The organism is Streptomyces botrytidirepellens (genome assembly GCF_003721215.1).
Taxonomy (GTDB): Bacteria; Actinomycetota; Actinomycetes; order Streptomycetales; family Streptomycetaceae; genus Streptomyces; species Streptomyces himastatinicus.
Map to the genome: position 1 here is coordinate 1 of NZ_RIBZ01000864.1, position 25,871 is coordinate 25,871.

The 25,871-nt window shown below is 72.7% G+C and carries 26 protein-coding genes; 16 read left to right on the plus strand and 10 right to left on the minus strand.

Annotated elements, in window-relative coordinates:
* Positions 1-409 precede the first annotated feature (409 nt).
* Positions 410-1,051 (plus strand): TetR/AcrR family transcriptional regulator, encoded by a 642-nt coding sequence (locus EEJ42_RS46335; protein ID WP_123108153.1) that lies wholly within the window; start codon positions 410-412, stop codon positions 1,049-1,051.
* Between the two features lie 145 nt (positions 1,052-1,196).
* On the opposite strand, the gene EEJ42_RS46340 is transcribed toward EEJ42_RS46335, so the two are convergent.
* Positions 1,197-2,042, minus strand: a complete 846-nt coding sequence (locus tag EEJ42_RS46340) for a helix-turn-helix transcriptional regulator (protein ID WP_123108154.1) — start codon at positions 2,040-2,042, stop codon at positions 1,197-1,199.
* Positions 2,043-2,153: 111 nt separating this feature from the next.
* Here EEJ42_RS46340 and EEJ42_RS46345 point away from each other — a divergent pair, with 111 nt between their 5' ends.
* Together EEJ42_RS46345 and EEJ42_RS46350 are read left to right on the plus strand one after the other, a co-directional pair.
* Entirely contained in the window at positions 2,154-3,869 is a 1,716-nt protein-coding gene (locus EEJ42_RS46345; RefSeq protein ID WP_123108155.1) for an AMP-binding protein, read from the plus strand.
* A 133-nt stretch (positions 3,870-4,002) separates the two neighbouring features.
* Entirely contained in the window at positions 4,003-5,634 is a 1,632-nt protein-coding gene (locus tag EEJ42_RS46350) for an AMP-binding protein (protein ID WP_246097885.1), read from the plus strand.
* A 6-nt stretch (positions 5,635-5,640) separates the two neighbouring features.
* Here the strand turns inward: EEJ42_RS46350 and EEJ42_RS46355 are convergent, their stop codons facing one another.
* From EEJ42_RS46355 to EEJ42_RS46365, 3 genes are all read right to left on the minus strand, one after another.
* Positions 5,641-6,369: a neutral zinc metallopeptidase gene (locus EEJ42_RS46355; RefSeq protein WP_123108157.1), complete on the minus strand. Its 729-nt coding sequence runs from the start codon at positions 6,367-6,369 to the stop codon at positions 5,641-5,643.
* A 62-nt stretch (positions 6,370-6,431) separates the two neighbouring features.
* Positions 6,432-7,358: an alpha/beta fold hydrolase gene (locus tag EEJ42_RS46360; protein WP_123108158.1), complete on the minus strand. Its 927-nt coding sequence runs from the start codon at positions 7,356-7,358 to the stop codon at positions 6,432-6,434.
* Between the two features lie 174 nt (positions 7,359-7,532).
* On the minus strand, positions 7,533-8,258 hold the full coding sequence (locus EEJ42_RS46365; RefSeq protein WP_123108159.1) for a hypothetical protein: 726 nt from the start codon (positions 8,256-8,258) through the stop codon (positions 7,533-7,535).
* Positions 8,259-8,456: 198 nt separating this feature from the next.
* On the opposite strand from EEJ42_RS46365, the gene EEJ42_RS46370 reads away from it, so the two are divergent.
* Both EEJ42_RS46370 and EEJ42_RS46375 read left to right on the plus strand, forming a co-directional pair.
* A complete protein-coding gene (locus EEJ42_RS46370) occupies positions 8,457-8,708 on the plus strand; it encodes a YkoF family thiamine-binding protein (RefSeq protein WP_009714285.1) in 252 nt (83 codons plus the stop codon).
* Complete coding sequence (locus EEJ42_RS46375) at positions 8,705-9,103, plus strand: helix-turn-helix domain-containing protein (RefSeq protein WP_123108160.1); 399 nt, start codon at positions 8,705-8,707, stop codon at positions 9,101-9,103. The genes EEJ42_RS46370 and EEJ42_RS46375 overlap by 4 nt, the downstream gene beginning before the upstream one ends.
* Here the strand turns inward: EEJ42_RS46375 and EEJ42_RS46380 are convergent.
* Positions 9,051-9,515 carry a hydrolase gene (locus tag EEJ42_RS46380; protein WP_123108161.1) on the minus strand — a complete coding sequence of 155 codons (465 nt, stop codon included), beginning with the start codon at positions 9,513-9,515 and terminating at the stop codon, positions 9,051-9,053. The genes EEJ42_RS46375 and EEJ42_RS46380 overlap by 53 nt on opposite strands.
* A 117-nt stretch (positions 9,516-9,632) precedes the next feature.
* Here EEJ42_RS46380 and uraD point away from each other — a divergent pair, with 117 nt between their 5' ends.
* The 5 genes from uraD (at position 9,633) to EEJ42_RS46405 (ending at position 14,789) form a co-directional block, all read left to right on the plus strand.
* Positions 9,633-10,157 carry a 2-oxo-4-hydroxy-4-carboxy-5-ureidoimidazoline decarboxylase gene (gene uraD / locus EEJ42_RS46385; protein ID WP_123108162.1) on the plus strand — a complete coding sequence of 175 codons (525 nt, stop codon included), beginning with the start codon at positions 9,633-9,635 and terminating at the stop codon, positions 10,155-10,157.
* Positions 10,157-10,486: a hydroxyisourate hydrolase gene (uraH, locus tag EEJ42_RS46390; protein WP_123108163.1), complete on the plus strand. Its 330-nt coding sequence runs from the start codon at positions 10,157-10,159 to the stop codon at positions 10,484-10,486. The genes uraD and uraH overlap by 1 nt, the downstream gene beginning before the upstream one ends.
* Positions 10,487-10,492: 6 nt before the next feature.
* Complete coding sequence (gene pucL, locus EEJ42_RS46395) at positions 10,493-11,374, plus strand: factor-independent urate hydroxylase (protein WP_123108164.1); 882 nt, start codon at positions 10,493-10,495, stop codon at positions 11,372-11,374.
* Positions 11,375-11,403: 29 nt separating this feature from the next.
* Entirely contained in the window at positions 11,404-12,774 is a 1,371-nt protein-coding gene (locus EEJ42_RS46400) for an 8-oxoguanine deaminase (RefSeq protein WP_123108175.1), read from the plus strand.
* A 146-nt stretch (positions 12,775-12,920) separates the two neighbouring features.
* Positions 12,921-14,789: an alpha-L-fucosidase gene (locus EEJ42_RS46405; protein ID WP_184503597.1), complete on the plus strand. Its 1,869-nt coding sequence runs from the start codon at positions 12,921-12,923 to the stop codon at positions 14,787-14,789.
* 51 nt (positions 14,790-14,840) lie between these two features.
* Here the strand turns inward: EEJ42_RS46405 and aceB are convergent, their stop codons facing one another.
* A complete protein-coding gene (aceB, locus tag EEJ42_RS46410; protein ID WP_123108165.1) occupies positions 14,841-16,460 on the minus strand; it encodes a malate synthase A in 1,620 nt (539 codons plus the stop codon).
* Positions 16,461-16,621: 161 nt separating this feature from the next.
* Positions 16,622-17,242: a nucleotidyltransferase family protein gene (locus EEJ42_RS46415; protein WP_123108166.1), complete on the minus strand. Its 621-nt coding sequence runs from the start codon at positions 17,240-17,242 to the stop codon at positions 16,622-16,624.
* Positions 17,243-17,463: 221 nt separating this feature from the next.
* On the opposite strand from EEJ42_RS46415, the gene EEJ42_RS46420 reads away from it, so the two are divergent.
* A complete protein-coding gene (locus EEJ42_RS46420) occupies positions 17,464-17,748 on the plus strand; it encodes a DUF5955 family protein (RefSeq protein ID WP_123108167.1) in 285 nt (94 codons plus the stop codon).
* A 22-nt stretch (positions 17,749-17,770) separates the two neighbouring features.
* On the opposite strand, the gene EEJ42_RS46425 is transcribed toward EEJ42_RS46420, so the two are convergent.
* Positions 17,771-18,583, minus strand: coding sequence for an IclR family transcriptional regulator (locus EEJ42_RS46425; RefSeq protein WP_425473085.1), 813 nt, complete (start codon positions 18,581-18,583; stop codon positions 17,771-17,773).
* Positions 18,584-18,796: 213 nt separating this feature from the next.
* Here EEJ42_RS46425 and allB point away from each other — a divergent pair, with 213 nt between their 5' ends.
* Both allB and alc read left to right on the plus strand, forming a co-directional pair.
* Positions 18,797-20,170, plus strand: coding sequence for an allantoinase AllB (gene allB / locus EEJ42_RS46430; RefSeq protein ID WP_246097881.1), 1,374 nt, complete (start codon positions 18,797-18,799; stop codon positions 20,168-20,170).
* On the plus strand, positions 20,167-21,294 hold the full coding sequence (gene alc, locus EEJ42_RS46435) for an allantoicase (RefSeq protein ID WP_123108169.1): 1,128 nt from the start codon (positions 20,167-20,169) through the stop codon (positions 21,292-21,294). The genes allB and alc overlap by 4 nt, the downstream gene beginning before the upstream one ends.
* Here alc and EEJ42_RS46440 read toward each other — a convergent pair.
* The gene (locus tag EEJ42_RS46440; protein ID WP_123108170.1) at positions 21,291-22,274 is read right to left on the minus strand and encodes a helix-turn-helix transcriptional regulator; all 984 of its coding nucleotides are present in this window, start codon (positions 22,272-22,274) and stop codon (positions 21,291-21,293) included. The genes alc and EEJ42_RS46440 overlap by 4 nt on opposite strands.
* Before the next feature lie 103 nt (positions 22,275-22,377).
* Between EEJ42_RS46440 and EEJ42_RS46445 the strand changes: the two genes are divergently transcribed.
* Complete coding sequence (locus tag EEJ42_RS46445) at positions 22,378-22,761, plus strand: nuclear transport factor 2 family protein (protein ID WP_123108171.1); 384 nt, start codon at positions 22,378-22,380, stop codon at positions 22,759-22,761.
* 9 nt (positions 22,762-22,770) lie between these two features.
* Here EEJ42_RS46445 and EEJ42_RS46450 read toward each other — a convergent pair whose 3' ends face one another.
* Entirely contained in the window at positions 22,771-23,571 is an 801-nt protein-coding gene (locus tag EEJ42_RS46450; RefSeq protein WP_123108172.1) for an SDR family NAD(P)-dependent oxidoreductase, read from the minus strand.
* A gap of 86 nt (positions 23,572-23,657) precedes the next feature.
* Between EEJ42_RS46450 and EEJ42_RS46455 the strand changes: the two genes are divergently transcribed.
* Both EEJ42_RS46455 and EEJ42_RS46460 read left to right on the plus strand, forming a co-directional pair.
* Entirely contained in the window at positions 23,658-24,509 is an 852-nt protein-coding gene (locus tag EEJ42_RS46455; RefSeq protein ID WP_123108173.1) for a helix-turn-helix transcriptional regulator, read from the plus strand.
* A 76-nt stretch (positions 24,510-24,585) separates the two neighbouring features.
* Positions 24,586-25,848 (plus strand): APC family permease, encoded by a 1,263-nt coding sequence (locus tag EEJ42_RS46460; protein ID WP_123108174.1) that lies wholly within the window; start codon positions 24,586-24,588, stop codon positions 25,846-25,848.
* Positions 25,849-25,871: the final 23 nt, after the last annotated feature.

Genomic DNA, 25,871 nt, shown 5'->3' on the forward strand with positions numbered 1-25,871 from the left:
ACCGCGGGCCGCAGCCAGGGGTACTTCTTCAGCGGGCGCGGGTGGTGGGAACGGCGCTCGGACATGAGAGGTCCTTTACGGGTAGCTGGCGCCGGGTAGCCGGCGCCGGGCGGGGCATCCGGACACCGCCCCCGAGGCGCCGGGCGCGCTGCGCTCAGCGTGGCCGGGCCGGGGTGGCGGCTCGCGGCATACGACTGGGAGGTTCGCTGGTCATCACGTGGACCGACCACCTCCTTCGTCGCGGTCCCCTCGGTGCGGGCGCGTGGACCACTGGCCTCAGTGCAGGATATCCCCCGATATGCCCAGGCCGCGGCCGGGGCGGCGGCCCGCCCGCGCTGTCGCCGTGCCGTCGATGACCGCGGGTACCCGCGCCTGGCGCGCCAACGACTGTTTGCCTACGATTGTTGGCATGAACGATCCCGGGCGACGCCTCCCCTCCGGAAGCGAACCCGGCCCGGACCCGGCGGCACGCCCGGCGGACGGCCCGACAGACGCCCCGGCGGGCGGCCTCACGGGCGCCCGCAGCTCCGACCGCACCCGCGCCGCCATCCTCCGCGCCGCCCGCGCGCACTTCGCCCGGCACGGCTACGAGCGCACCACCATCCGCGCCGTCGCCGCCGACGCGGCCATCGACGCCTCGATGGTCATGCGCTACTTCGGCAGCAAGGAAAACCTCCTCGACGCGGCCCTCACCATCGACCTGCGGCTGCCCGACCTCACCGCCGTGGCCCGCGACGACCTCCCGCAGGTCCTCGTACGTCACTTCCTCGACCGCTGGGAGGGCGACCCCGCCGACGACGCCCTGCTCCTCCTGCTGCGCTGCGCCGTCACCCATGAGCAGGCCGCCGAGCGGCTGCGCGAGATCTTCGCCGAGCAGGTCGCGCCCGCCCTCGGCGAGGCCGTCGACCCGCGCCGCGCCGGGCTGCTCTCCGCCCAGCTGCTCGGCCTCGCCCTCACCCGCTATCTGCTGCGCGCCCCGGGCGTGACCGCCCTGACGCCGGACGAAGTCACCGAGCTGTACGCCCCGGCCCTCGCCGCGGTCCTGTCCTAGCCGCAGCCGACACCACCACCGCACCATGAATCGTGTCCGCACAGTCGCGCCGGAGCAGCCCGCGGTGTCAGAGGGGGCGCCTCCCGGCGACGGCCGGGGCAGCGGGCCAGGGGTCGCAGGGCCGGTGGGACGTGGCGGGCACGCCCTACGGCAGCAGGCCCGCGCGGCGGGCCTCGACCACCGCGTGCAGACGGGTGCGCGCCCCCAACTTGCGCATGCACGACCGCAGGTAGCTCTTCACCGTCTCCGGCCGCAACCCCAGCCGGTCGGCCGCCGCCGAGTTCGTCGCGCCCGAGGCGACACAGGCCAGGACGTCCACCTCGCGCGGGGACAGTCGTACGCGTACGCGGGACGCGGAGTCGTCGCCCGACGAGGCGCGGGCCAGGCGGTCGCAGGCGCTCAGGATCTCCTCCCGCAGCTGCGGGTCGGCCACCCGGTGGGCCAGGGCCCGGAGGTCGACGTGGGCCGCGCGGACCTCTTCCCAGACCGCCGGGTCGGGCTCGGGCCCCGGCGCCGCCTGCTCCGCGACCGTCATCAGCCGCTGCGCCTCGTCCTGCGCGGCGAGGGCCCGTTCCAGCTCGCGGGCGGCCTCCACCGCCGTGCTCAGCGCGCGGTCGCCGAGGATCAGCGGCTGCCGCAGCGCGCCGTACAGGACGCCGCGCACCCGGCCCCGGACCACCACCGGGACGGCCATCATCGAGCGCAGCCCCTCGGCGCCGACCGCGCCGTCGTATTCATGGCTGATCGCGCGCGAGACGGGGTAGTCGATCACGGATATCGGCCGGGACAGGGTCAGGACCTTGCCGCCGAGCCCGTTGCCCGCCGCGATGGCGAGCCCGCGCAAGGAGTTCGTGGTGGTTCCGGTGAGTTCCGAGATGCGGAACTGCTGTGCGCCGGAGAACAGTCCGCCGAAGGCGACGGGCAGCCCGCCGCGTCGGCGCATCCGCAGCAGTGCTGTCCGTACGTCGACGGCACGCTCCGATTCCGCCACGGTCGCCTCCCCGAAACGCCGTCACCCCCGCCCGGGGGTGGTGAGACACAGATCACCCGTCGCACGATGCTAACGAGCGGCACGTCAAATCAGGAGGACGAAGTGACAGCAATGAGTCCGTCTCACGAATTCCGCGTGGCACGGGACTTCCTTCTCGACCGCCGCGAGGATTACGCGGCGGCGTACGAAGGGTTCAGCTGGCCCCGCCCGGAGCGCTTCAACTGGGCCCTGGACTGGTTCGACCGGATCGCGGAGGGGAACGGACGCACCGCTCTGCACATCGTGGAGGAGGACGGCCGCGAGACCCGGCTGAGCTTCGACGCGATGCGCCGCCGCTCCGACCGGGCCGCGAACTGGCTGCGCGCGCGGGGCGTGCGGGCCGGGGACCGGATCGTGGTCATGCTCGGCAACCAGAAGGAGCTGTGGGAGACGGCGCTGGCGGCGATGAAGCTGCGCGCCGTCGTCATCCCCGCCACCCCGCTGCTCGGCCCGCTGGACCTGGCGGACCGCATCGGCCGCGGCCGGGCGAAGCACGTCATCGTGCGGGCGGAGGACACCGGCAAGTTCGCGGAGGTGGCGGGCGACTACACCCGGATCGCGGTCGGCACGGACCACAGCGCTCCGGACGGCTGGCTGGCGTACGAGGACGCCAAGACGGACGCCGTGCCGGACGAGGCCCCGGACGAGGCGACGGCCGCGGCGGACCGCTTCGTACCGGACGGGCCGACCCTCGCGACCGACCCCCTCATGCTCTACTTCACCTCCGGCACCACCGCTCAGCCCAAGCTCGTCCAGCACACCCACATCTCGTACCCCATCGGCCATCTGTCGACGATGTACTGGGTCGGGGTCAGGCCCGGAGACGTCCACCTCAACATCTCCTCCCCGGGCTGGGCCAAGCACGCCTGGTCCAACCTCTTCGCCCCCTGGAACGCCGAGGCGACCGTCTTCATCCACAACTACACCCGCTTCGACGCCACCCGCCTCATGGCCGAGATGGACCGCTGCGGCGTCACCACCTTCTGCGCCCCGCCCACCGTCTGGCGCATGCTCATCCAGGCCGATCTGACGCAGCTGCGGCACCCCCCGCGGGAGGCCGTCGCCGCCGGTGAGCCGCTGAACCCGGAGGTCATCGAGCACGTCCGGCGCGACTGGGGCGTGACGATCCGGGACGGCTTCGGCCAGACCGAGACCGCCGTCCAGGTCGCCAACACCCCCGGTCAGCCGCTCAAGACCGGCTCGATGGGCCGCCCGACGCCCGGCTTCAGCGTCGTCCTCCTGGACCCGGTCACCGGCGAGCCCGGCGACGAGGGCGAGATCTCCCTCGACCTGACCGGACGGCACGGCCGCCCGGTCGGCCTGATGACGGGGTACGAGGGCGACGAGGAGCGCACCGCCGAGGCCACCGCGGGCGGTTACTACCGCACCGGCGACATCGGATCGCGCGACGCGGACGGCTACATCACCTACATCGGGCGCGCCGACGACGTGTTCAAGGCATCCGACTACAAGATTTCGCCGTTCGAGCTGGAAAGCGCCCTGCTGGAGCACGAGGCGGTCGCCGAGGCCGCCGTCGTACCCGCGCCCGATCCGCTGCGGCTGGCCGTGCCGAAGGCGTACATCGTGCTGGCCGAGGGCTGGGAGCCGGGGCCCGAGACGGCGAAGGTGCTGTTCGCGCACTCCAGGGCGGTGCTGGCGCCGTACAAGCGGGTGCGGCGGCTGGAGTTCGCGGAGCTGCCCAAGACGGTGTCGGGCAAGATTCGCCGGATCGAACTGCGGGAACGCACGGCGAGTGGAGAGGGCGTCGAGTTTCATGAGGGAACCTGATGAACAGCAGCTCCCCTTCATGTGACCACCACGGCATGTGACCGCAAGGAGACACCATGACCGACCCGATCTCCGACGCACCGCCCCCACCCCGGCCCCCGCTGCCCCGTCGTACGCGAGCGGCACCGGGGACCTGCCGCTGCTCGGCGACACCATCGGCGCCAACCTCGCCCGGGCCATCGAGCGGTACGGCGACCGCGAGGCGCTGGTCGACGTCCCCTCAGGCCGCCGCTGGACGTACGCCGAGTTCGGCCGGTCGGTCGAGGCGGTCGCGCTCGGGCTGATGGCCAAGGGGGTCGGCAAGGGCGACCGGGTCGGCATCTGGGCGGTCAACTGCCCCGAATGGGTGCTGGTGCAGTACGCCACCGCCCGCATCGGCGCGATCATGGTCAACGTCAACCCCGCCTACCGCGTCCATGAGCTGCGGTACGTGCTGCGGCAGGCCGGGGTGTCGGTCCTGGTCTCGTCCACCGAGCACAAGGACAGCGACTACCGCCGCATGGTCGAGCAGGTGCGCGCCGAATGCCCCGCCCTGCGCGACGTCGTCTACATCGGCGACCGCACCTGGGAGGGGCTGGTGCGCGCGGGCGAAGGGGTGCCGAAGGAGAAGCTGGCCGAGCGCGAGGCCCGGCTGTCCTGCGACGACCCGGTCAACATCCAGTACACCTCGGGCACCACCGGCTTCCCCAAGGGCGCCACCCTCTCCCACCACAACATCCTCAACAACGGCTACTTCGTGGGGGAGACGGTCGGCTACACCGAGCACGACCGGATCTGTCTGCCGGTGCCCTTCTACCACTGCTTCGGCATGGTGATGGGCAACCTGGGCGCCACCACCCACGGCGCCTGCGTCGTCATCCCGGCCCCCACCTTCGACCCGGCCGCCACCCTCTCCGCCGTCGAACGGGAGCGCTGCACCTCGCTGTACGGCGTCCCCACCATGTTCATCGCCGAGCTGGCCCTGCCCGACTTCGCCACCTTCGACCTCTCCTCCCTGCGCACCGGGATCATGGCCGGATCGCCCTGCCCGGTGGAGGTGATGCGGCGGGTGGTCGCCGAGATGCACATGGCCGAGGTGTCCATCTGCTACGGCATGACCGAGACCTCCCCGGTCTCCACCCAGACCCGGCGCGACGACGACCTTGCGCGCCGCACCGGCACGGTCGGCCGGGTGCTGCCGTACGTCGAGGTCAAGGTCATGGACCCGGCCACCGGTCTGACCGTCCCCCGCGGCACCCGGGGCGAGCTGTGCACCCGCGGCTACTCGGTGATGCTCGGCTACTGGGAGGAACCGGAGCTGACGGCCGAGGCGATCGACCCGGCGGGCTGGATGCACACCGGGGACCTGGCGGTGATGGACGAGGACGGCTACGTCCAGATCGTCGGCCGGATCAAGGACATGATCATCCGGGGCGGTGAGAACGTGTACCCGCGGGAGATCGAGGAGTTCCTGCACACCCACCCCAAGATCGCCGATGTGCAGGTGGTGGGCGTACCGGACGAGCAGTACGGCGAGGAGATCCTGGCCTGCGTGATCCTGCGCGAGGGCGCCACCGCGCTCACCCGCGACGAACTGGCCCGCTTCTGCCGCGGGCGGCTGGCCGCCTTCAAGGTGCCGCGCCATCTGCGCGTCATGGACGCCTTCCCGATGACGGTCAGCGGCAAGGTCCGCAAGGTCGAGCTGAGGGAGGCGGGCGCCCGCGAGCCGGCCGGGGTCCCGGAGTCCCGTACCGACCCGGACCGGAGACCCCAGTCCACGCGATAACGCGTTCTACCGCACCGCGTTCGGGAGGCAGCCCTTCACCCCGGACTCGGCGCCCCGGCTGAACGCCGACACCCGCTGCGAGGCGTTGCCGTGGTCGGAGGTGTTCGTCCACGGCGTCTCGTCGGCGAGCGCCGACAGCGCGTCGGCCAGCTCGTCCGTATCGCCGTCCTCGAAGGTCAGCGTGTTGTCCCGGGCCGCGCCGAAGAGGACGGCACCGGCCAGGCAGTCGGCCTGGAGTTCGCGGGCCAGGTCGACCAGGCCCGCGTCCAGCCGGTTCTGGATGGCGTGCCCCCACTCATGGGCGATCACCAGGTAGACCCAGGCGTCGCCGCGCTGGTGGCCCGCCCGCATCAGGTCCATGTCCCACGCCACGTAGTCGCCGCCCGGGCAGTAGACGGCGTTGTTGTCGGGGAGCGCGGTGCCGCCGCAGGTGGGCGCGGTGCCGGTGGCGCCGTCGTATGCGCCCAGGACCCGCGGCGGGCGATAGGTGCCGGTGAAGAACTCGTTCCAGTGGGTGGACCAGTAGGTGTTGGTGATGGACACCGCCGCGTCGATGTCCCCCTCCACGCTGTCCCCCGTCCCCGGGTCGGGGACGCTCGGCGTGGTCGCGGACCGGCTCGTCTCCGACGGCTGCGGCAGCCCACCGCCGCCGCAGCCGGCGACCGTCAGCAGGGTCAGGACGGTCGCGATGGTCAGGAGCCACGCCGCGATCCTCGGGTACCAGGGAACAGCCATCGAATGCGGCCTCCGGCCGGTCGGAACGATGGGGGCGGTGCCTCAACCGAAGCGCCCCCCGGTCATGAGCGCAAGTCCAGGCCGGAGGTGAAGGAGCGCACCAGCTCCGCCAGCGCACGCGGGCGCTCCAGCAGCATCGCGTGCGACGCGTCCAGGGTGTGCACCGCGATGTGGGGGTGGTCGGCGGCGAGCGCCGCCAGATGCTCCTCCAGCCCCTTCAGGTGCGCGGCCATCAGCTCGCCGAACCACGCCAGCTCCGGGCCCTGGTCCGCGAGCCGCGTGCCGCGGACGATCAGCAGCGGGCGGGTCAGGCGGCGGTAGACGGCGAACATGTCCAGCGCGTCCAGCACGTCCAGCATCTCCACCCCCCGCTCCCGCTCGGGCCGCAGATACAGCTGGCCGTCGCCGGTCTCGCCGAGCGAGCGCCGTATGCCCTCCTCCAGCAGCTCGGGCGCGAAACCCAGCTGGTCGGCCATGGCGGCCTGCTGGGCGCGTACGGTCTCCAGCCCCTCGGGCGGGAACGCCTGGCCCGAGGCGGCCCGGGCGAACTGCCGGGCCCGGTCCAGGCCCTCGGCCACGGTCCGCGGGTCGAGCCCGGCGTAGTGCTCGGGCCGCCCCAGCCCGAAGCCGTCGAGGTTGACCGCGCCGGGGGTGTGGGGATGGGCGTCCGCGTACAGCGCGGCCAGCATGCCGCCGAGCGAGTGGCCGACGAGCACCGCCTCCGGGACGCCGCACGCGTCGAGGACGGCCTCGATGTCGCCGAGCACGGCCGCGGTTGTCCAGGGCTCCGTCCCGCGCCCTGAGCGGCCGTGTGCGCGCAGGTCCATCGAGAGGACCCGGTGATCGGCGACCAGCTCCTCCGCGATCCCCGACCAGTCGGCGAGGGTGCGGCCCGCGCCGTGGATCAGCAGCAGCGGGACGCCGCTGCCGCCGTGGTCGCGGACGGCCAGGGTGACGTCGGCGTGGTCGACGGTGAGTTCAGTGGGCATGGTCGAGCGCTCCAAGGGGTCGTGGACGGGATCGGGTACCACGGTAGAGCGCCGGAGAAGGGCGAAGATCGTCCGCGGAGAGGAGGCGAAACGGCCCTCGTTCGGGTGACAATGAATGAGGCTCATCCGCAAGGCTCATCCGCAAGGCTCATCCGCAAGGCTCATCCGCAAGGCTCAGGCGCGAGGCGGGCCACAGCGGATCAGCGTGTCCGCCGGGTTGTTGACGGGCTGTGGGGTGCCGGTCAGGTCCATGATGAAGAGCGGAATGTGCAGCGCGTCCGCGCGCGCCCGCGCCTCCCTGGCGTAGCCCGCCAGCGAGAAGAAGACGCTCACCGCCGACTCGTTGAGCCCGTTCAGCCACAGGCACTCGACCTCGCGCAGCCCGGTGGGGCGGGTGGTCGGATCGACCTGGGCGACGACGCCCTTCCCGTACAGGTCCACCCCGGACGCCTCCGGGTCGTCCGGCCGCCGCAGACATCCGAAGCCGAGCCACCGCAGATACTGGGCGGCGGCGGTGACCGCGTCCCGCGCGGTACGGATCGTCACCGGCCGGAACGCGGGGCGCGCCCCGGGCTCTCCGCCCTGGGTGCCACCCGGAGCCTGCGTACCGCCCAGGGACGGGGTCTGCGGCCCCGGCGCGACCGGGACGACCGGCACCCGGACGACCGCCCCGCAGCCGCAGCCGAACTCCGGCTGCGGCCAGTGGCCCTGACGCCCGCAGGACGGGCAGTCCACCGTCACCCATATGTCCTGCCACGTGCGGCGCCCGATCTCCTCCGGCGTGCCGTCGCGCAGCACCGGGAGGGTGAGCGGCACGCCGCACGAGCACGGGAAGGTGGGCGGAGTGAACGACTGCTCGCGGCGGCACGCGGGGCAGCGCACCGGCACGCTCTCTGGCATCTGACGCTCCGTAGCGGATGTCTGCGGTAACTGGGCCATGCTCCACGAAGCGGGGGAGTGACGGGAGGGACTTGGGCGTTCTGCCCACCTCCAGTGGGACGGCCGCGTGACGCCGGGCTGGACGCTTGGCGGATGACGCCCGGAGTACGCGCCGCGCGAGGCTGCCGGAGGCGCGGCCGGGCGCAGTAGGTTGGCCGCGTGAGATTGAGGGTTGAGTTCACCACCGAGCCGTTCGACCTCGACGAGGTGCCGCCGCATGCCGTGGTCGCCCGCGAGGCGGTTCAGGCCGCACCGCTGGACACCGTCGACGTCGGCCCGTTCGGCAACACCGCGGAGGGCCGCGCGGACGCCGTGCTGGCCGCCGTGGACGACCTGCTGCGCAAGTCCCTGGAGGCGGGCGCCACCCGGGTCTCGCTCCAGGTCAACGTCGTCGCGGAGCCCGACGCGTGACCGGCCCCGCGGACCACCCCTTCGTCTCGGCGGTCCGGCCGCTGGTCGACGCGATGGGCGGCGAGCTGATCGCCCCGGACCGGGCCCGGGACGACGACGTGGTGCTGTCCTGGGAGGGCCGCGCGGTCGTGGCCGTCCGCCTCCCGCACATCTCGGCGTCCCTCGACCACATCCTCGCCGACCTCCAGCGCCGCCACGGCGTCCCGCTGTCGGCCCTGGACCGCAAGACGAAGCAGGGCATCGTCCGCGCCCTGGAACAGCGCGGTGCCTTCACGGTGCGCCACGGCGTCGAAACGGTCGCGAGCGCCCTCGGCGTGAGCCGCTTCACCGTCTACAACTACCTCAACCGGGAGAAGGGCGCCGAGCGCTCGGCGCCCGAGCGCTTCGAGCCGTGACCCGTTTGACGCCGATCAGGGTGCGGTAGCGGGGCCGGGCGGCGAAGGCGCTCAGGGGCCATACGGCGGGGCGCCCGGCTTCGGCGCACAGGTGGAGGACCTGGTCCGGCCCGGCCCAGACGCCCACGTGGGCGCCGTACGCGTCGTCGGTGGCGTTGAAGAGCAGCAGGTCCAGGGGGCGGGGCGCCGTGACGCGGGTCGTCGTCGCGCTGTCGGCCCACAGCTCGCCGGAGCGCAGGGCGGGCGGTTCCAGGCCGTGGTGGTGGAGCACCGCGTACGCGAAGAGCTGGCAGTTGGCGCCCTCGGCGAGGTCCGGGCGCTCGGCGACCGCCGGGGAGCCGGGGAAGCGCGCGCCGACGTAGGGCACGGACCAGAACCGGTCCGGCAGTCGTACGGCGAGGTCAGCGGTCATGGGCCCATCCTGGCGTGCCCGGGCCGTGCCCGGAACCCGCGTTTCCGACGTGTCTTCTTTCCGGCCTGTCTTCAACAAAGTGTTGACGTTCGTCGGGGAAGCTCTTAGCTTTCGGGTGTGACTACCAGCGCTCCACCGGGCCTGGCCCGGTTCAACGCGGCGGACCGGCCGGACGTGGCCGCGCTGCTGCACACGGTGTGCACCAGCCGGGCCTGGGGCGCGGCGGTGGCCGACGGGCGGCCGTACCGCCACGTGGACGCCCTGCTCGACGCGTCCGACGCGGCCGTGGCCGGGCTGACCGGCGGCGATCTCGACGAGGCCATGGCCGGGCATCCGCCCATCGGTCGGCCGACGCCGGGTGACGCCACCTCGGCGCGCGAGCAGAGCGGGGTGAGCGGTTCCGCCGACGAGCTGCGCGCGGAGCTGCTGGAGCTGAATCTCGCGTACCAGGAGCGCCACGGCCACGTCTTCCTGATCTGCGCCACCGGCCGCACCGGCGAGGAGATGCTCGCCGCCCTCCGCCGCCGGATCGACAACGACACCGGCACCGAACGCGAGATCGTCCGCACCGAACTGGGAAAGATCAACCGCATCCGGCTGACCCGCCTGGTGACCGCGGAAGCGGCGGAAGGAGAGCGGTGATGGCGACCGCCACCTCGGTGTCCACGCATATCCTGGACACCAGCCTGGGCCGCCCGGCCCCCGGCGTCCCCGTCGAGCTGTCGGTGCGCCCCGCGGGCGACGCCGACTGGGTGGCGCACGCCGCCTCCCGCACCGACCCGGACGGCCGCTGCAAGGATCTGCCCGCCCTGCCCGAGGGCACCACCCACGTACGGCTGCGTTTCGAGACCAAGTCGCGCGGGCCCTTCTTCCCGGAGGTGACGGTCGTCTTCGCCGTCGAGCCCGGCGAGCACTACCACGTGCCGCTGCTGCTCACCCCGTTCGGCTACTCCGTATACCGAGGGAGCTAAAGCCCGATGCCCATGCTCGGCCAGAACCAGTACGGCAAGGCGGAGACCCGCGTGGTCCGGATGGTGCGCGACGGCGACGTCCACCACATCAAGGACCTGAACGTCTCCGTCGCGCTCTCCGGCGACATGGCGGACGTCCACCGCCACGGCGACAACACCGGCGTGCTGCCGACCGACACCATGAAGAACACGGTGTACGCCTTCGCCAAGGAGCGCGGCATCGCCACCGCCGAACACTTCGGCATCGAGCTGGCCCGCCACTTCGTCGGCAGCCAGGAGACGATCCGTACCGCCCGCGTCCGGATCGAGGAGTACGCCTGGGAGCGGATCGAAACCGGTCGGGAGGCCCGCCACTCCTTCGTCCGCGCCGGGCAGGAGACCCGTACCGCCCAGGTCCGCTACGACGGCCGGGACTGGGAGGTGCTCTCCGGCCTGCGCGACCTCACGGTCATGAACTCCACCGACTCCGAGTTCCACGGCTTCGTCAAGGACCCGTACACGACCCTGCCGGAGGCGCGCGACCGCATCCTCGCCACCGATGTGCACGCCCGCTGGCGCCACGGCTGGAGCGACGCCGCGCGGCCGGAGCCGGACTGGGACGCCGCGTACGAGGGGGCGCGCGCCGACCTGCTGGCCGCGTTCGCCGAGACGTACTCGCTCTCGCTCCAGCAGACGCTGTACGCGATGGGCGCGCGTGTTATCGAGCGGCGTCCCGGGATAGACGAGATACGGCTCTCGCTCCCCAACAAGCACCACTTCCTGGTCGACCTCGCGCCCTTCGGCCTCACCAACGACAACGAGGTCTACTTCGCCGCCGACCGGCCGTACGGGCTCATCGAGGCCACCGTCCTGCGGGACGGCGCCGAGGCCAGGATCCCCACCGACTGAACCATGGAGGGCTCCGCCCCGTGAACCGCATCGACCGCATCGTCATCGAGAACTGCGCCATCGCGACCGTGGACGCGCAGGACACCGAGCACGCCTCGGGCCATGTCGTCGTCGCGGGCAACCGCATCGAGTCGGTGGGCCCGGGACCCGCGCCGCGGGGCCTGGACGGGGTGGCGCGCCGGGTCGACGGCACCGGCCATCTCGTCACCCCGGGCCTGGTCAACACCCATCACCACTTCTACCAGTGGCTCACCCGCGGCCTCGCCCAGGACCACAACCTCTTCGACTGGCTGGTGGCGCTCTACCCCACCTGGGCCCGGATCGACGAGCCGATGGTGTACGCCGCCGCGCGCGGTTCGCTCGCGATGATGGTGCGCGGCGGCGTCACCACCGCCATGGACCACCACTACGTCTTCCCGCGCGGCGCGGGCGATCTGCTGGGCGCCGAGATCCGCGCGGCGCGCGAGCTGGGCGTGCGGTTCACCGCCGCGCGCGGCTCCATGGACCTCGGCAGCTCGGACGGCGGACTGCCGCCGGACTTCGCCGTCGAGACCACCGAGGGCGCGCTGGCCGCCACCGAGGAGGCCATCGACACCCACCACGACGCCTCGTTCGACGCGATGCTGCGGATCGTCGTCGCGCCCTGCTCGCCCTTCTCCGTCACCACCGAACTCATGCGGGAAAGCTCCGAGTTGGCCCGCCGCAAGGGCGTGCGGCTGCATACGCACGGCTCGGAGACGGTCGAGGAGGAGAAGTTCTGCCACGAGCGCTTCGGGATGGGCCCGACGGACTACTTCGCGGACACCGGCTGGCTCGGCGAGGACGTGTGGATGGCGCACTGCGTCCACATGAACGACGCCGACATCGCCGCCTTCGCCCGCACCGGCACCGGCGTCGCCCACTGCCCGTCGTCCAACGCCCGGCTCGCCGCCGGGATCGCCCGGGTGCCGGACCTGCTCGCCGCGGGCGTGCCGGTGGGGCTCGGGGTGGACGGCACCGCCTCGAACGAGTCCGGTGAGCTGCACACCGAGCTGCGCAACGCCCTGCTGATCAACCGGCTCGGCGACCACCGCGAGAAGGCGCTGACGGCCCGCCAGGCGCTGCGGCTCGGCACCCACGGCGGGGCCAGGGTGCTGGGCCGCGAGGGCGAGATCGGGTCGCTGGAACCGGGCAAGCTGGCCGATCTGGTGCTGTGGAAGCTGGACGGCATCGGCCACTCGACGATCGCCGACCCGGTCGCGGCCCTGGTGCTGGGCCCGGCGGCGCCGGTGACCCTGTCGCTGGTGAACGGCGAGCCGGTGGTGGAGGCGGGGCGGCTGCTCACCGCCGACGAGGACGCCATCGCGCGCGACGCGGGGGACGAGGCGCGGCGGCTGGCCCGTATCGCCGCGGAGGGGTGATACATCGGAGGGGTCGGGTCTCCCTGATGGTCATGTGGCGGCCGTGGCGCTTTATGGCCCGTTGACATCCCATCTTTGCGGCTCTAGGTTCCGGTACGCGGCTGGCCAGCCCTCCTGTCCGACCACCCATGAGCACAGGAGCCGCCATGCGTGTGTCCTCACGGGCGTTATCCCTGTCCGGCTTGTCCCGAGGGCTGAGCCTGCTGCTCGGCCTGTTCCTGGCGCTGACTCTCACCGGACCGTCCGCCACCGCCGCGCCGTCCGTCGCCGCACCGGAGGCCGACCGTGCGGCCGAACCCGGTCCCGGCACCGACTACGCGTCCGACGACCCGTTCACCTCCGCCCGCACCAGCTGGTGGCGGCAGGACCGGTTCGGCATGTTCATCCACTTCGGCGCGTACTCCCAACTGGAAGGCGAGTACACCCGCGCGGACGGCACCGTCTGCCGGGACGCGGAGTGGATCAAGCGGAACTGCCAGATCCCGACGAGCGAGTACGAGGACATGGCGCAGGGCTTCAATCCCTCGTCCTTCGACGCGAAAGCCGTCGTCAAGGCGGCCAAGGACGCCGGTCAGCGCTACATCGTCATCACGTCCAAGCACCACGACGGATACGCGATGTGGCCGACGAAGCAGAACACCTGGAACCTGCGCGACCACTCCTCGTTCGACAAGAAGCGCGACATCCTCGCCGAGCTGAAGACCGCCGCCGACCGGGCCGGCATCAAGCTCGGCTTCTACTACTCGATCTGGGACTGGCACGATCCCGACTTCGGGGACCCGGCCACCTTCCCGAAGTACCGGGAGCGGATGTACGCGCAGCTCAAGGAGCTGGTCGACGGCTATGACCCGGCGCTGCTGTGGTTCGACGGCGAATGGGACGCGGACAACCCCACCAACACCTGGTCCCCGAAGGACGGTGAGCAGCTCGAGGCGTATCTGCGCGGTCTCGACCCGGATCTGGTCATCAACAACCGGGTCGGCAAGCGCCGCGTCGTGGACGGCGACTACGGCACCCCCGAGCAGGAGATTCCGGACGCCCAGGTCGACGGCCAGCTCTGGGAGTCCTGCATGACCCTCAACGGCCACTGGGGATTCGCGAAGTACGACGGGAACTGGAAGTCGCCCCGGACCCTCGCCCGCAACCTCCTCGACATCGCCGGCCGCGGCGGCAACTACCTGCTCAACGTCGGCCCCGACAAGCTCGGCCGGATACCCCAGCCGTCCGTCGACCGGCTGCGCGAGATCGGCTCCTGGCTGGGGACGTCCGGGCAGGGCCGGGCCGTGTACGGCGCGGGGAGCGCCGGGCTGGTGGCCGAGCCCGGATGGGGAGCGGTCAGCCGATCCGGCAACAGGCTCTACGCGTCCGTGACCTCCTGGCCCGCCGCCGGGCAGCCCCTGCACCTCACCGCGCGGGCGCCGTTCGAGGTGACCCGGGCGCGGGTGCTGGGCAGCGATCAGAAGGTCGCGGTCGCGGCGGCCGGGGACGGCTTCGACCTCACCCCGTCCGGCGGACCGGTCGACGACATCGCGTCGGTGATCGAGCTGACCGTCGAGCCGTCCGGGGCGTCGGTGCCCCCGGGCCGGGGCACGGGGCTGCGGCAGGAGGTGTTCGCGAACGACACCTTCACCGGGCCGCCCGTCGTCACCCGTACCGACCGCACCGTCAACCACGCCTGGCGGACCGCCGGTTCACCGGACGCCCGGGTCCCGGCCGACCGCTTCGGCGTCCGCTGGACCGGCTCCCTGGTGCCGCGCCACAGCCAGACGTACACGCTCACCACCGTCTCCGACGACACGGTACGGGTGTGGATCGACGGCAAACTCCTCATCGACAACACCACGCCGCACACGGCGAAGGTCGACAAGGCGACCGTCGACCTGCGGGCCGGGCAGCGTCACGCCATCAAGATCGAGTACACCGAGCAGACCGGCGAGGCGCATATGAAGCTGCTGTGGTCCAGCCCCGGCCAGCCGCAGCAGATCGTGCCGCGCACCCAGCTCTACACGTCGTAACGCGCTCATGGAAAAGGGCCCCGGGACACCGTCCCGGGGCCCCTTCGTTACTCAGCCCAGCAGCTCGTACGCGGGCAGCGTCAGGAACTCCGCGTAGTCCTCGTCCAGCGCGACCTTCAGGAGCAGGTCGTGGGCCTGCTGCCAGCGACCCGCCGCGAACGCCTCCGGGCCGACCTCCTCGCGGATCGCGGCCAGCTCCTCGGCGGCGACGGTGCGCACCAGGTCGGCGCTCGCCTTCTCGCCGTTCTCGAAGACCACTCCGGCGTTGATCCACTGCCAGATCTGGGAGCGGGAGATCTCCGCGGTGGCGGCGTCCTCCATCAGGTTGAAGATGGCGACGGCGCCCAGTCCGCGCAGCCATGCCTCGATGTAGCGGGTGCCGACCTGGACGGCGTTGCGCAGGCCGTCGAAGGTGGGCTTGGCGTCCAGCGAGGCGATGTCGATCAGCTCGGCCGCCGTGACCCGGACGTCCTCGCGCAGCCGGTCCTTCTGGTGCGGACGGTCGCCGAGGACCGCGTCGAACGACTCGCGGGCGACCGGGACCAGATCGGGGTGGGCGACCCACGAGCCGTCGAAGCCGTCGTTGGCCTCACGGTCCTTGTCGGCCCGCACCTTGTCGAACGCGACCGCGTTGACCTCGGCGTCCCGGCGCGAGGGGATGAACGCGGCCATCCCGCCGATCGCGTGGGCGCCCCGCTTGTGGCAGGTGCGGACCAGCAGCTCGGTGTAGGCGCGCATGAAGGGCGCGGTCATCGTCACCGCGTTGCGGTCGGGCAGGACGAAGCCGGGGCCCGCGTCACGGAAGTTCTTGACGATGGAGAAGAGGTAGTCCCAGCGGCCCGCGTTGAGCCCGGAGGCGTGGTCGCGCAGCTCGTACAGGATCTCGTCCATCTCGTACGCGGCCGTGATCGTCTCGATGAGCACGGTGGCGCGGATGCTCCCTTGCGGAACGCCCACGTAGTCCTGCGCGAAGACGAAGACGTCGTTCCAGAGGCGGGCCTCCAGGTGCGACTCGGTCTTCGGCAGGTAGAAGTACGGGCCCTTGCCCTGATCGAGCAGGCGGCGCGCGTTGTGGAAGAAGTACAGGCCGAAGTCGACGAGCCCGCCGGGCACCGCCCGGCCCTCCGCGTCCCGCAGATGGCGCTCGTCCAGGTGCCAGCCGCGCGGCCGGGCGACGACGGTGGCCAGCTCCTCGGCGGGGCGCAGGGCGTAGCTCTTGCCCTCGGGGGTGGCGAAGTCGATCCGGCGCTCATACGCGTCGGTCAGATTCAGCTGGCCGCCGATCACATTCGCCCAGGTGGGCGCGGAGGCGTCCTCGAAGTCGGCGAGCCAGACCTTGGCGCCCGAGTTGAGCGCGTTGATCGTCATCTTGCGGTCGGTGGGACCGGTGATCTCCACCCGGCGGTCCTGGAGGGCGGGCGGGGCCTCGGCCACGCGCCAGTCCGGGTCCTCGCGAATGTGCGCGGTCTCCGGAAGGAAGTCCAGCGTGCTCGTACGGGCGATCTCGGCCCGTCGCTCGGCGCGGCGCGCGAGCAGCTCGTCGCGGCGAGGGGTGAAGCGGTGATGCAGCTCGGCCAGGAAGGCCAGGGCCGCGTCGGTCAGCACCTCTCCCTGACGCTCCAGTGGCTCGGCGTCGACGATGGCCAGCGGGGATGGCGCTGGTGCGGACATGGGCGTTCACTCCTCAGTCGATAGCGATTCTGGATATTAATTTCCTCATCGTGGAAGTTCAATCGGCTGTCGATGTGAGACTCGCTGCACGGGTCCACGTTGGGGGCCACGGTTGGGGTCCACTGGCAGGGGCTCACCGGTTGAGGTCCACTGTCCGGGGCTCACCGCAGCAGCGCCAGATCCTCCGGGGTGTCGATGTCGTCCACGCGGGCGATGTCCGCGCAGTCGACCCGGATGATCTCGGCCTGATGTTCCCTCAGATACGCGCGTGCCCCGCGATCCCCCTGCGCACTCGCCGCGACGTCCGCCCACCGGTCCGCGCCGAACAGCACCGGATGCCCCCGCTCGGCGCCGTACGCAGCCGTCACCAGGCTTCCCGCCGGGCTCCCCGCGTCGCGGCAGGCGGCCCGGACGCGGGCCACCGCCGGTGCCCCGATCCCCGGCTGGTCCACCAGCGTGACCAGCGCCGCGCTCGCCCCCGCACCCGCCAGCGAGGCCAGCCCCGCCCGGAGCGAGGTGCCCATGCCGTCCTCCCAGTCCGGGTTGTCGACCAGGACACACCCCGGCAGCTCGGCCCGCTCCCGCACCGCCTCGGCGGCGGCGCCCAGCACGATGTGCACCGGTGTGCAGCCACCCTCCAGCAGCGCGCGCGCCGCGTGCTCCACCAGCGGCCTGCCCCGGTACTCCAGCAGCGCCTTGGCCCGCCCGCCCAGCCGCCGTCCCCCGCCCGCCGCCAGCAGCAACCCGGCGACCTGCGCATTGTCATCAGTGGTGCGATCCATGGCCCCTGCTTACCGCACCGGGGCGCCGCGTGGACGGTTCATCCCGGCCGGTCTGATTTTCGCTCTCCGTATGGCGCACTGCGCACACGGTGGCGTTAACTGATCCGCAGCCCCTTGTGTCCGATTCGACGTCCGGAGGGGCAGGGGAGAGGGAGGGCGGGCTCGTGCAGTCGCGCGCGAGGGGGAGAAGGGCCGTGTTGTCCGACGTGGAGGGCGCCGCAATGGCGTGCACCGAGGAAGACCCGAGGGTGGCGGAGCTGCGCCTTGCCGTGGCCCGGCTCAGGCGTGACCTGGCCGCCCATCCGGCGGAATTACCGGACCGGGCGATAGCGGACGACGAGCTGGCCGCGCTGGACGCCATGGCCCGCACCGGCACCCCCGAACTGCACCGCCTCCGCCGCTCCCTGCTCCTGGTGGCGGGCGCCCTGGGCTCGGTCAGTGCCCTGAACCCGGCGCTGCGGGCGGTCCGCTCGGCGATCGACCTCTTCGGTACGGTGGCGCGCTAGCCCGGGCGCTGTTCGGGTCCCGTCAGGTCCCGTCCGTGCTGGCGAGCGCGGCCGACAGGTCGGCGGCGACCTCCTTCAGGACCGGCACGATCTCCTGCGTGGCCTCGTCCGTCACCCGCCCCGCCGGGCCGGAGATCGAGATGGCGGCCGCCGTCGGGGAGTCCGGCACGGGCACCGCCAGGCAGCGCACGCCCATCTCCTGCTCGTTGTCGTCCACGGCGTACCCCGTCTCGCGCACGAGGTGCAGCGCCTCCAGGAACGCGTCCGGCGAGGTGATCGTCTTCGCCGTCGCGGCGGGCATGCCGGTCCGGGCCAGCAGGGCGCGTACCTCGTCCGGGGGCGTGGTGGCCAGCAGCGCCTTGCCGACGCCGGTGCTGTGCGGCAGGACCCGCCGCCCGACCTCGGTGAACATGCGCATGGAGTGGCGGGAGGGCACCTGGGCGACGTACACCACCTCGTCCCCGTCCAGCAGCGCCATGTTCGCGGTCTCGCCGGTCTCCTCCACCAGGCGCGCCAGATACGGCCGCGCCCAGGTGCCCAGCAGCCGGGCCGAGCTCTCGCCGAGCCGGATCAGCCGGGGGCCGAGTGCGTAGCGGCGGTTGGGCTGCTGGCGTACGTAGCCGCAGGCCACCAGCGTGCGCATCAGCCGGTGGATGGTGGGCAGCGGAAGGCCGCTGCTGCCGGAGAGTTCGCTCAGCCCGACCTCGCCCCCGGCGTCGGCCATCCGCTCCAGGAGGTCGAAGGCGCGCTCCAGGGACTGGACGCCACCGGCGTTGGCGGCGGCGGTCTTGGACTCGGCGGACGGCACGTCGGCGTTTCCTTTCGCAGCGGGCAGCACCGGTCTCGCGCCCGCGTCGGATATCGCGGCCGACCGGCCATCGGAAGCCTACCGCTCCCTCTCGGTGCCACGTTCTACGTATCGAAAATCCACTTTCATGCTACGGAATCGAACGGGGGTGCCCGGGAAGTCTTGACCAGATCGGAGGAGAAGGGAAGACTTCGAGCGGAAAACTTATTCCGTGTTGCGGAAATATAGAGGGGAGTAGGGGTGCCCGAGCTGGACCCGGGACCGGACCCGGACCTGGTACTGCGTTCGACGCGCGTGATCACCCCCGACGGCCCGCGCGCCGCGTCCGTCGCCGTGTCCGCCGCCGAGGGCCGCATCCTGGCCGTCCTGCCGTACGACACCGTCGTCCCGCCGGGGGCGCGTCTCGAAAGCCTCGGGGACGACGTACTCCTCCCCGGCCTCGTCGACACCCACGTCCACGTCAACGACCCCGGCCGCACCGACTGGGAGGGCTTCGCCACCGCCACCCGCGCCGCCGCGGCCGGTGGTGTCACCACCCTGGTCGACATGCCCCTCAACAGCATCCCGCCCACCACCGACGTCGACGCGCTGGAGGTCAAGCGGGCCGTCGCCCGCAGCGCGGCCCACATCGACGTCGGCTTCTGGGGCGGTGCGATCCCCGGCAACACGGCCGACCTGCGGCCGCTGCACGACGCCGGGGTCCTCGGCTTCAAGTGCTTCCTGCTGCACTCCGGCGTGGACGAGTTCCCGCACCTCGACCCGGCCGGGCTGGGGGCCGCCCTCGGTGAGATCGCGGGCTTCGGCGGGCTGCTCATCGTCCATGCCGAGGACCCGCAGCTGATCGAGAGCGCCCCGCCGCCCAGCGGCCCGCGCTACGCCGACTTCCTCGCCTCCCGCCCGCGCGCCGCCGAGAACCGGGCCATCGAGGGCCTGGTCGACCTCGCCCGCGAGCTGGACGCCCGGGTCCACGTCCTGCACCTGTCTTCCGCGGAATCCCTGCCGCGCATCGCCGCCGCGCGCCGCGAAGGCGTCCGGATCACCGTCGAGACCTGCCCGCACTTCCTCACCCTCACCGCCGAGGAAGTCCCCGACGGCGCCACCGAGTTCAAGTGCTGCCCGCCGATACGCGAGGCCGCCAACCGGGACGCGCTGTGGCAGGGCATGGCCGACGGCACCATCGACTGCGTCGTCTCCGACCACTCGCCCTGCACCGCGGACCTCAAGACCGACGACTTCGGGCAGGCCTGGGGCGGCATCTCCTCCCTCCAGCTCGGCCTGCCCGCCATCTGGACCGAGGCCCGCCGCCGCGGCCACACCCTCGCGGACGTCGTGCGGTGGATGTCCACGGCCCCCGCCGCCCTGGTCGGCCTCCGCCACAAGGGCGCCATCGAGGCGGGCCGGGACGCCGACTTCGCGGTCCTGGCGCCGGAGGAGACCTTCACCGTCGACCCCGCCGCCCTCCACCACCGCAACCAGGTCACCGCGTACGCCGGGAAGACGCTGCACGGCGTCGTACGGTCCACCTGGCTGCGCGGCCACAAGATCGCCGACCACGGCGCACCGACCGGCCCCCTCCCCACAGGCCGACTCCTGGAAAGGCAGCCCCGCGTATGACCGCGCCGACCCCCCGTTTCACCGGCGACGCCCACCCGTACGGCGGCGGCGACCCGTACGCCGACTACCGCACCGCCGACTTCGCCTTCACCCACCTCCCCGACCTCGCCGACCGGCGGCTCGGCGGCAGCGTGACCGCGGCCAACGACGAGTTCTTCGCCGAGCGCGAGAACCTGCTGCGGCCCGGGGCGCCGCACTTCGACCCCGCGGACTTCGGCCACAAGGGCAAGGTCATGGACGGCTGGGAGACCAGGCGCCGCCGCGGGGCCTCCGCCGACACCCCGCACCCCACGGACGAGGACCACGACTGGGCCCTGATCCGGCTGGGCGCACCGGGCGTCATCCACGGCATCGTGGTCGACACCGCCCACTTCCGCGGCAACTACCCGCAGGCGGTGAGCGTGGAGGCCACCTCGCTGCCGGGCACCCCGTCCCCCGCGGACCTGCTCGCCGACGACACCGAGTGGACGACCCTCGTCCCCCGCACCCCCGTCGGCGGCCACGCGGCCAACGGCTTCCCCGTCTCCGTTCCCCGCCGCTTCACCCACCTGCGCCTCAAGCAGCACCCCGACGGCGGCATCGCGCGCCTCCGTGTGCACGGCGAGGTCGTCCCCGACCCGGCCTGGCTCACGGCGCTGGGCACCTTCGACCTGGCCGCCCTGGAGAACGGCGGCGCGGCCGAGGACGCCTCCGACCGCTTCTACTCCCCGCCCGCCAACTCCATCCAGCCGGGCCGCTCCCACAAGATGGACGAGGGCTGGGAGACCCGCCGCCGCCGCGACCGGGGCAACGACTGGGTCCGCTACCGGCTCACCGAACAGGCCCTGATCCGCGCCGTCGAGATCGACACCGGCTGCTACAAGGGCAACTCACCCGGCTGGGCGGCCCTGTACGGCCGCGACACCACCGCGGACGCGGACGCCCCCTGGACCGAACTCCTGCCCCGCACCGCCCTCCAGCCGGACACCGTCCACCGCTTCCTCCTCGACCAGGCTCCACCGGTGACCCACGTCCGCATCGACATCTACCCGGACGGCGGCATCGCCCGCCTCCGCCTCCACGGCTCCCTGACGCCCGAGGGCGCGAAGCGGCTGGCCGCGCGGTACGGGGAGTTGAGGGCCTAGGTTTCGTCCGCATAGCGGGCGGCCGCCTCGGCCGCCCTGCGGGCCAGGGTGCGGCGCAGCTCGTCGGGTGCGAGGACTTCGGCGTCGGCGCCGAAGGCGAGGAGCGCCTGGGCCGCGCCCAGGGAGCGGAAACGCAGCTCGACGGTCACCCGGTCACCGGCTTCGGGGAGCGCATCGGCGGCGAGGTGCGGCTCGGCCAGGTCTGCCTGGTGGACGCGGAGGAACCGGCCCAGGATCTCCCGCCGGACGCCGACGGTGACCGGCACCGGGGCGGGGATGTCGTCGATGCGGCGGCGCAGCAGGTCCCATACGTCGCTCAGCTCCAGCCCGTCCCGCCGCTGGACGGGCTGGTCGAGGACACCGGCGGACAGCACGCGGTCGGCCCGGAAGAGCCGCGGTTCGCCGCGGTGATCGGCGACGAGGTACCAGACGCCCGCCTTGTGGACCAGCCCGTACGGGTCCACGGTGTACGAGCGCACCCGGCCGTCCTCGCCGTGCCGGTAGCGCAGCCGCAGGCGGCGGTCGGTGAAGACGGCGCGCTGGAGCACTCCGAGGCCGTCGGCGGCCGGGCGCGACGGCCCGCCGCGCCAGCGGACCGGGTCGATCAGGATGCGGCGACTGGCCAGGTCCGCGTCCGGCCGGTACGGGGCGGGCAGCGCGGCCATGACCTTGCGCAGCGCGGAGCCGATCGCCTGCCCCAGACCCAGATCGGCGTAGGCGCGGTCGGAGAGCAGCACGAACAGGGCGCGGGCCTCGTCGGCGGTCAGCCCGGTCACATCCGTACGGAAGCCGGGCAGCAGGGCGATGCCGCCGTGCGGGCCGCGCACGGTGTAGACGGGCACACCCGCCGCGGACAGCGCCTCCACGTCACGCATGACCGTGCGGACCGACACCTCCAGGCGCTCGGCCAGCGTGGCGGCGGGAAGCTGCCCGTGGGTCTGGAGCAGCAGCATGATCGAGAGCAACCGGTCGGATCTCATGGCTCCAAAAGTCCCTGCGGTATAAGACACAACGTGTCATATACGGGCCCGATCATCCAGTGACAGATCCCCGGTGCGGGGATCATCACGAAGGGATACCGCCATGACTGAGACCAACGCTTCCGCCGCTTCCGCCCGCACGATCGCCGAGACCTTCGGCCGCGCGTGGATGAGCGGGGACACCGAGAAGGCACTGGGGCTCGTCGCCGACGACGTCGTCTGCGACGCGCCCTCCGGCCGGATCGAGGGCCTCCCCGGGTACCGGAAGTTCCTGGAGGGCTTCCTGCCGATGCTCACCGGCGCGACCATCACCAAGGTCCTCGGTGACGAGACCAGCGCGGCGATCGTCTACACCACCGACACCACGTTCGTATCGGACCTGCGGGCCGCGGACTACCTGACGATCGAAAACGGCAAGATCACATACGTGCAGACCGTGTTCGACCGCCTCCCGATCACCGAGGCCCGGCGCGCCCAGCAGGGCTGACCCGCCGCGCTATGCCAGCGCGCCGCCGTCGACCCTGAGGACCGTGCCCGTCACATAGGAGGCGCGGTCGCTGAGGAGCCAGGCGGCGGCCTCGGCGATCTCCTCGGGGTCGGCCATGCGGCGCAGCGGGCTGTGCGCCGTGATCCGCTCCAGCAGGTCGGGCGCATGCGTCTCCCACGTACGGATCATCTCGGTCACCGTGCCGCCGGGGGCGATGGCGTTGACCCGGATGCCCTCGGGGCCGTACGTGACGGCGGCCGACTCCGTGAGGCTGTTGACCGCCCGCTTCATCGCCCCGTAGGCGGGAAGTTCGGGGTTTCCCCGCAGGCTGCCGATGCTGGAGTTGTTGACGATGGCGCCCGTCCCGGCGGTGGCCCGGATGGCGGCGATCTCGGCGGCCATGGCCAGCCAGGGGCCCTTGAGGTTCACGGCGTAGAGGTGGTCGAAGTCGGCCTCCGGTACCTGGTCCACGGGGCCGGGCGGAGTGATCGTCGCGCCGTTGTTGAAGGCGATGTCGAGGCGGCCGTACAGCGCCACGGCGCGGTCCACCGCGGCCCGTACGCTCGCCGCTTCGGCCAGATCGCACACCACGTGGTCGGCGGTGCCACCCGCGGCCCGGATCTCCTCGGCCACCGCCTTCAGCTGCTCCTCCGTCCGGGCCGCGAGCAGCACCCGGGCGCCCTCCCGGGCGAAGAGCCGCGCCGCGGCCGCGCCGATGCCGCGCCCGGCGCCGGTGATGAAGGCGACCTTGTCGGCCAGCAGGCCCGGCGCTGTGGTTGTCGTTGTCCCGGTGGTCGGTGTGTTGTCCATGGCAGGGAGCCTGCGTCCGGCCGCGGCGCCCATCCAGGCACCGGCGGTACCTGGATACGCCCCGCGGCCCCGCCCACACTGGGGGCGTGGACAAACGAGAACTGGCCGACTTCCTGCGCAGCAGGCGCGAGCGGATCACCCCCGCCGACGTGGGGCTGCCCGCCGGGCCCCGGCGGCGCACCCCGGGGCTGCGCCGAGAGGAGGCGGCGCAACTCGCGTTCATCTCGACCGAGTACTACACACGGCTGGAGCAGGCCCGCGGCCCGCGCCCGTCGCGCGAGGTGCTGACCGGGCTGGCCCGGGCCCTGCGCCTGTCGGACGCCGAACGCGCCCACCTCCACCACCTCGCGGGAGCTCCGCCGGCCCCGCCGCCCGGGCCCTCGCGCGAGGTGCGGCAGAGCATCCTCGACCTGCTGAACCGGCTCCCGCAGGCCGCCGCGATCGTCACCTCCGCGATCTACGAGGTGATCGCCTGGAACGACCTCGCGTGCGCCCTCATGGAGGACTTCTCCGCCCTGCCCCGGCGCGACCGCAACCTGGCGCGCCGCGCCTTCCTCGGCCCGCACCGGAACGGACGGCGGCTGTACGGAGTGTCGGACGCGGACGCGTTCGCCCGCACCACGGCCCGGACCCTGCGCGCCACCGCCGCCCGCTACCCCGACGACCCCGAGGTGGCCGAACTGATCGCCGAACTCCTCGACGGGAGCGAGGAGTTCGCCCGGCTGTGGGCCTCCCACGACGTGTGCGCCGCGCCGACCCTGTGCAAGACCTTCCAGCACCCGATGGTCGGCCCCGTCACCGTCAACTGCGACGCCCTCGACATCACCGACCGGGACCAGCGGGTGGTGTTCTACACCGCGACCCCCGGCTCCTCGTCCGAGGAGGCGCTGCGGCTGCTGTCGGTCGTCGGCACCCAGCGCATGGACATCAGCCGCTGAGCCACGGTACGGCCGTCGTCACCTCGATCCCCTATCGTTCGGAGGCCGATGTCCGGCCGTGCTGAGGAGCGAGGCGATGGGAACGCCGACGGGAGCCGCCACCGGGGAGCTGAAGCGGCACCTCGGAGTCTTCGACGCGGTGGTGATCGGGCTCGGGGCGATGATCGGCGCGGGGATCTTCGCCGCGCTCGGCCCGGCCGCCGCCGCTGCCGGGTCCGGGCTGCTGCCGGGGCTGGCCCTGGCCGCCGTCGTCGCGTACTGCAACGCCACATCCTCCGCCCGGCTGGCCGCCCGCTATCCGCAGTCCGGCGGCACCTATGTCTACGGCCGTGAGCGGCTGGGGGAGTTCTGGGGCTATCTGGCCGGGTGGGGCTTCGTCGTCGGCAAGACCGCCTCCTGCGCGGCGATGGCCCTCACGGTGGGCTCCTACGTATGGCCCGGGCAGGCGCACGCGATCGCCGTCGCGGCCGTCGTGGCGCTGACCGCGGTGAACTACGCGGGCGTACAGAAGGCCGCCTGGCTGACCCGGCTGATCGTCGCCGTGGTGCTGGCCGTGCTCGCCGCCGTGGTCATCGCCTGCCTGTCCGGCGGCACCGCCGAGCCCGCCCGCCTCGACCCCGGCGCCGACGCCACGTTCGGCGGCACCTTCCAGGCCGCCGGGCTGCTGTTCTTCGCCTTCGCCGGGTACGCGCGCATCGCGACCCTCGGCGAGGAGGTGCGCGACCCGGAGCGCACCATCCCGCGCGCGATCCCGCTCGCCCTCGGCATCACGCTGGTCACGTACGCGGCCGTCGCCCTCGCGGTCCTCGCCGTCCTCGGCCCGGACCGCCTCGCCCACGCCACCGCCCCGCTCGCGGAAGCGGTCCGCGCCGCGGGCGCTCCCGGGCTCGCGCCCGTCGTCCGTACCGGCGCGGCGGTCGCCGCGCTCGGCTCCCTCCTCGCCCTCATCCTCGGCGTCTCGCGCACCACCCTCGCGATGGCCCGCGACCGCCATCTGCCGCCCGTCCTCGCCGCCGTCCACCCCCGCTTCCACGTCCCGCACCGCGCCGAACTCGCCGTCGGCGCGGTCGTCGCCGTCCTCGCCGCGACCACGGACGTCCGCGGGGCGATCGGCTTCTCCTCGTTCGGCGTGCTCGTCTACTACGCCGTCGCCAACGCCTCCGCCCGGACCCTCACCCCCGTAGAGGGCCCTCCCGCCCGCGCCGTTCCGATCGTGGGCCTGCTCGGCTGCGCGGCCCTGGCGTTCGCCCTCCCGCTGACGTCCGTCGCGGCGGGAGCCGCGGTGATCGCGGCGGGCGCGGCGGCGTACGGCGTGCGGCGGCGCCTGCTGCGCGGCTGAGCGCGCAGGACGCCCCGGGCCCC

Excerpts from the sequence above, each read along its gene's own strand:
- EEJ42_RS46335 (WP_123108153.1), top strand. The coding sequence starts at position 410 with ATGAACGATCCCGGGCGACGCCTCCCCTCCGGAAGCGAACCCGGCCCG.
- EEJ42_RS46345 (WP_123108155.1), top strand. The coding sequence starts at position 2,154 with ATGAGTCCGTCTCACGAATTCCGCGTGGCACGGGACTTCCTTCTCGAC.
- EEJ42_RS46355 (WP_123108157.1), bottom strand. The coding sequence starts at position 6,369 with ATGGCTGTTCCCTGGTACCCGAGGATCGCGGCGTGGCTCCTGACCATC.
- EEJ42_RS46360 (WP_123108158.1), bottom strand. The coding sequence starts at position 7,358 with ATGCCCACTGAACTCACCGTCGACCACGCCGACGTCACCCTGGCCGTC.
- EEJ42_RS46365 (WP_123108159.1), bottom strand. The coding sequence starts at position 8,258 with ATGCCAGAGAGCGTGCCGGTGCGCTGCCCCGCGTGCCGCCGCGAGCAG.
- EEJ42_RS46380 (WP_123108161.1), bottom strand. The coding sequence starts at position 9,515 with ATGACCGCTGACCTCGCCGTACGACTGCCGGACCGGTTCTGGTCCGTG.
- uraH (WP_123108163.1), top strand. The coding sequence starts at position 10,157 with ATGGCGACCGCCACCTCGGTGTCCACGCATATCCTGGACACCAGCCTG.
- pucL (WP_123108164.1), top strand. The coding sequence starts at position 10,493 with ATGCCCATGCTCGGCCAGAACCAGTACGGCAAGGCGGAGACCCGCGTG.
- EEJ42_RS46405 (WP_184503597.1), top strand. The coding sequence starts at position 12,921 with ATGCGTGTGTCCTCACGGGCGTTATCCCTGTCCGGCTTGTCCCGAGGG.
- aceB (WP_123108165.1), bottom strand. The coding sequence starts at position 16,460 with ATGTCCGCACCAGCGCCATCCCCGCTGGCCATCGTCGACGCCGAGCCA.
- EEJ42_RS46415 (WP_123108166.1), bottom strand. The coding sequence starts at position 17,242 with ATGGATCGCACCACTGATGACAATGCGCAGGTCGCCGGGTTGCTGCTG.
- EEJ42_RS46420 (WP_123108167.1), top strand. The coding sequence starts at position 17,464 with ATGGCGTGCACCGAGGAAGACCCGAGGGTGGCGGAGCTGCGCCTTGCC.
- alc (WP_123108169.1), top strand. The coding sequence starts at position 20,167 with ATGACCGCGCCGACCCCCCGTTTCACCGGCGACGCCCACCCGTACGGC.
- EEJ42_RS46440 (WP_123108170.1), bottom strand. The coding sequence starts at position 22,274 with ATGAGATCCGACCGGTTGCTCTCGATCATGCTGCTGCTCCAGACCCAC.
- EEJ42_RS46445 (WP_123108171.1), top strand. The coding sequence starts at position 22,378 with ATGACTGAGACCAACGCTTCCGCCGCTTCCGCCCGCACGATCGCCGAG.
- EEJ42_RS46450 (WP_123108172.1), bottom strand. The coding sequence starts at position 23,571 with ATGGACAACACACCGACCACCGGGACAACGACAACCACAGCGCCGGGC.
- EEJ42_RS46460 (WP_123108174.1), top strand. The coding sequence starts at position 24,586 with ATGGGAACGCCGACGGGAGCCGCCACCGGGGAGCTGAAGCGGCACCTC.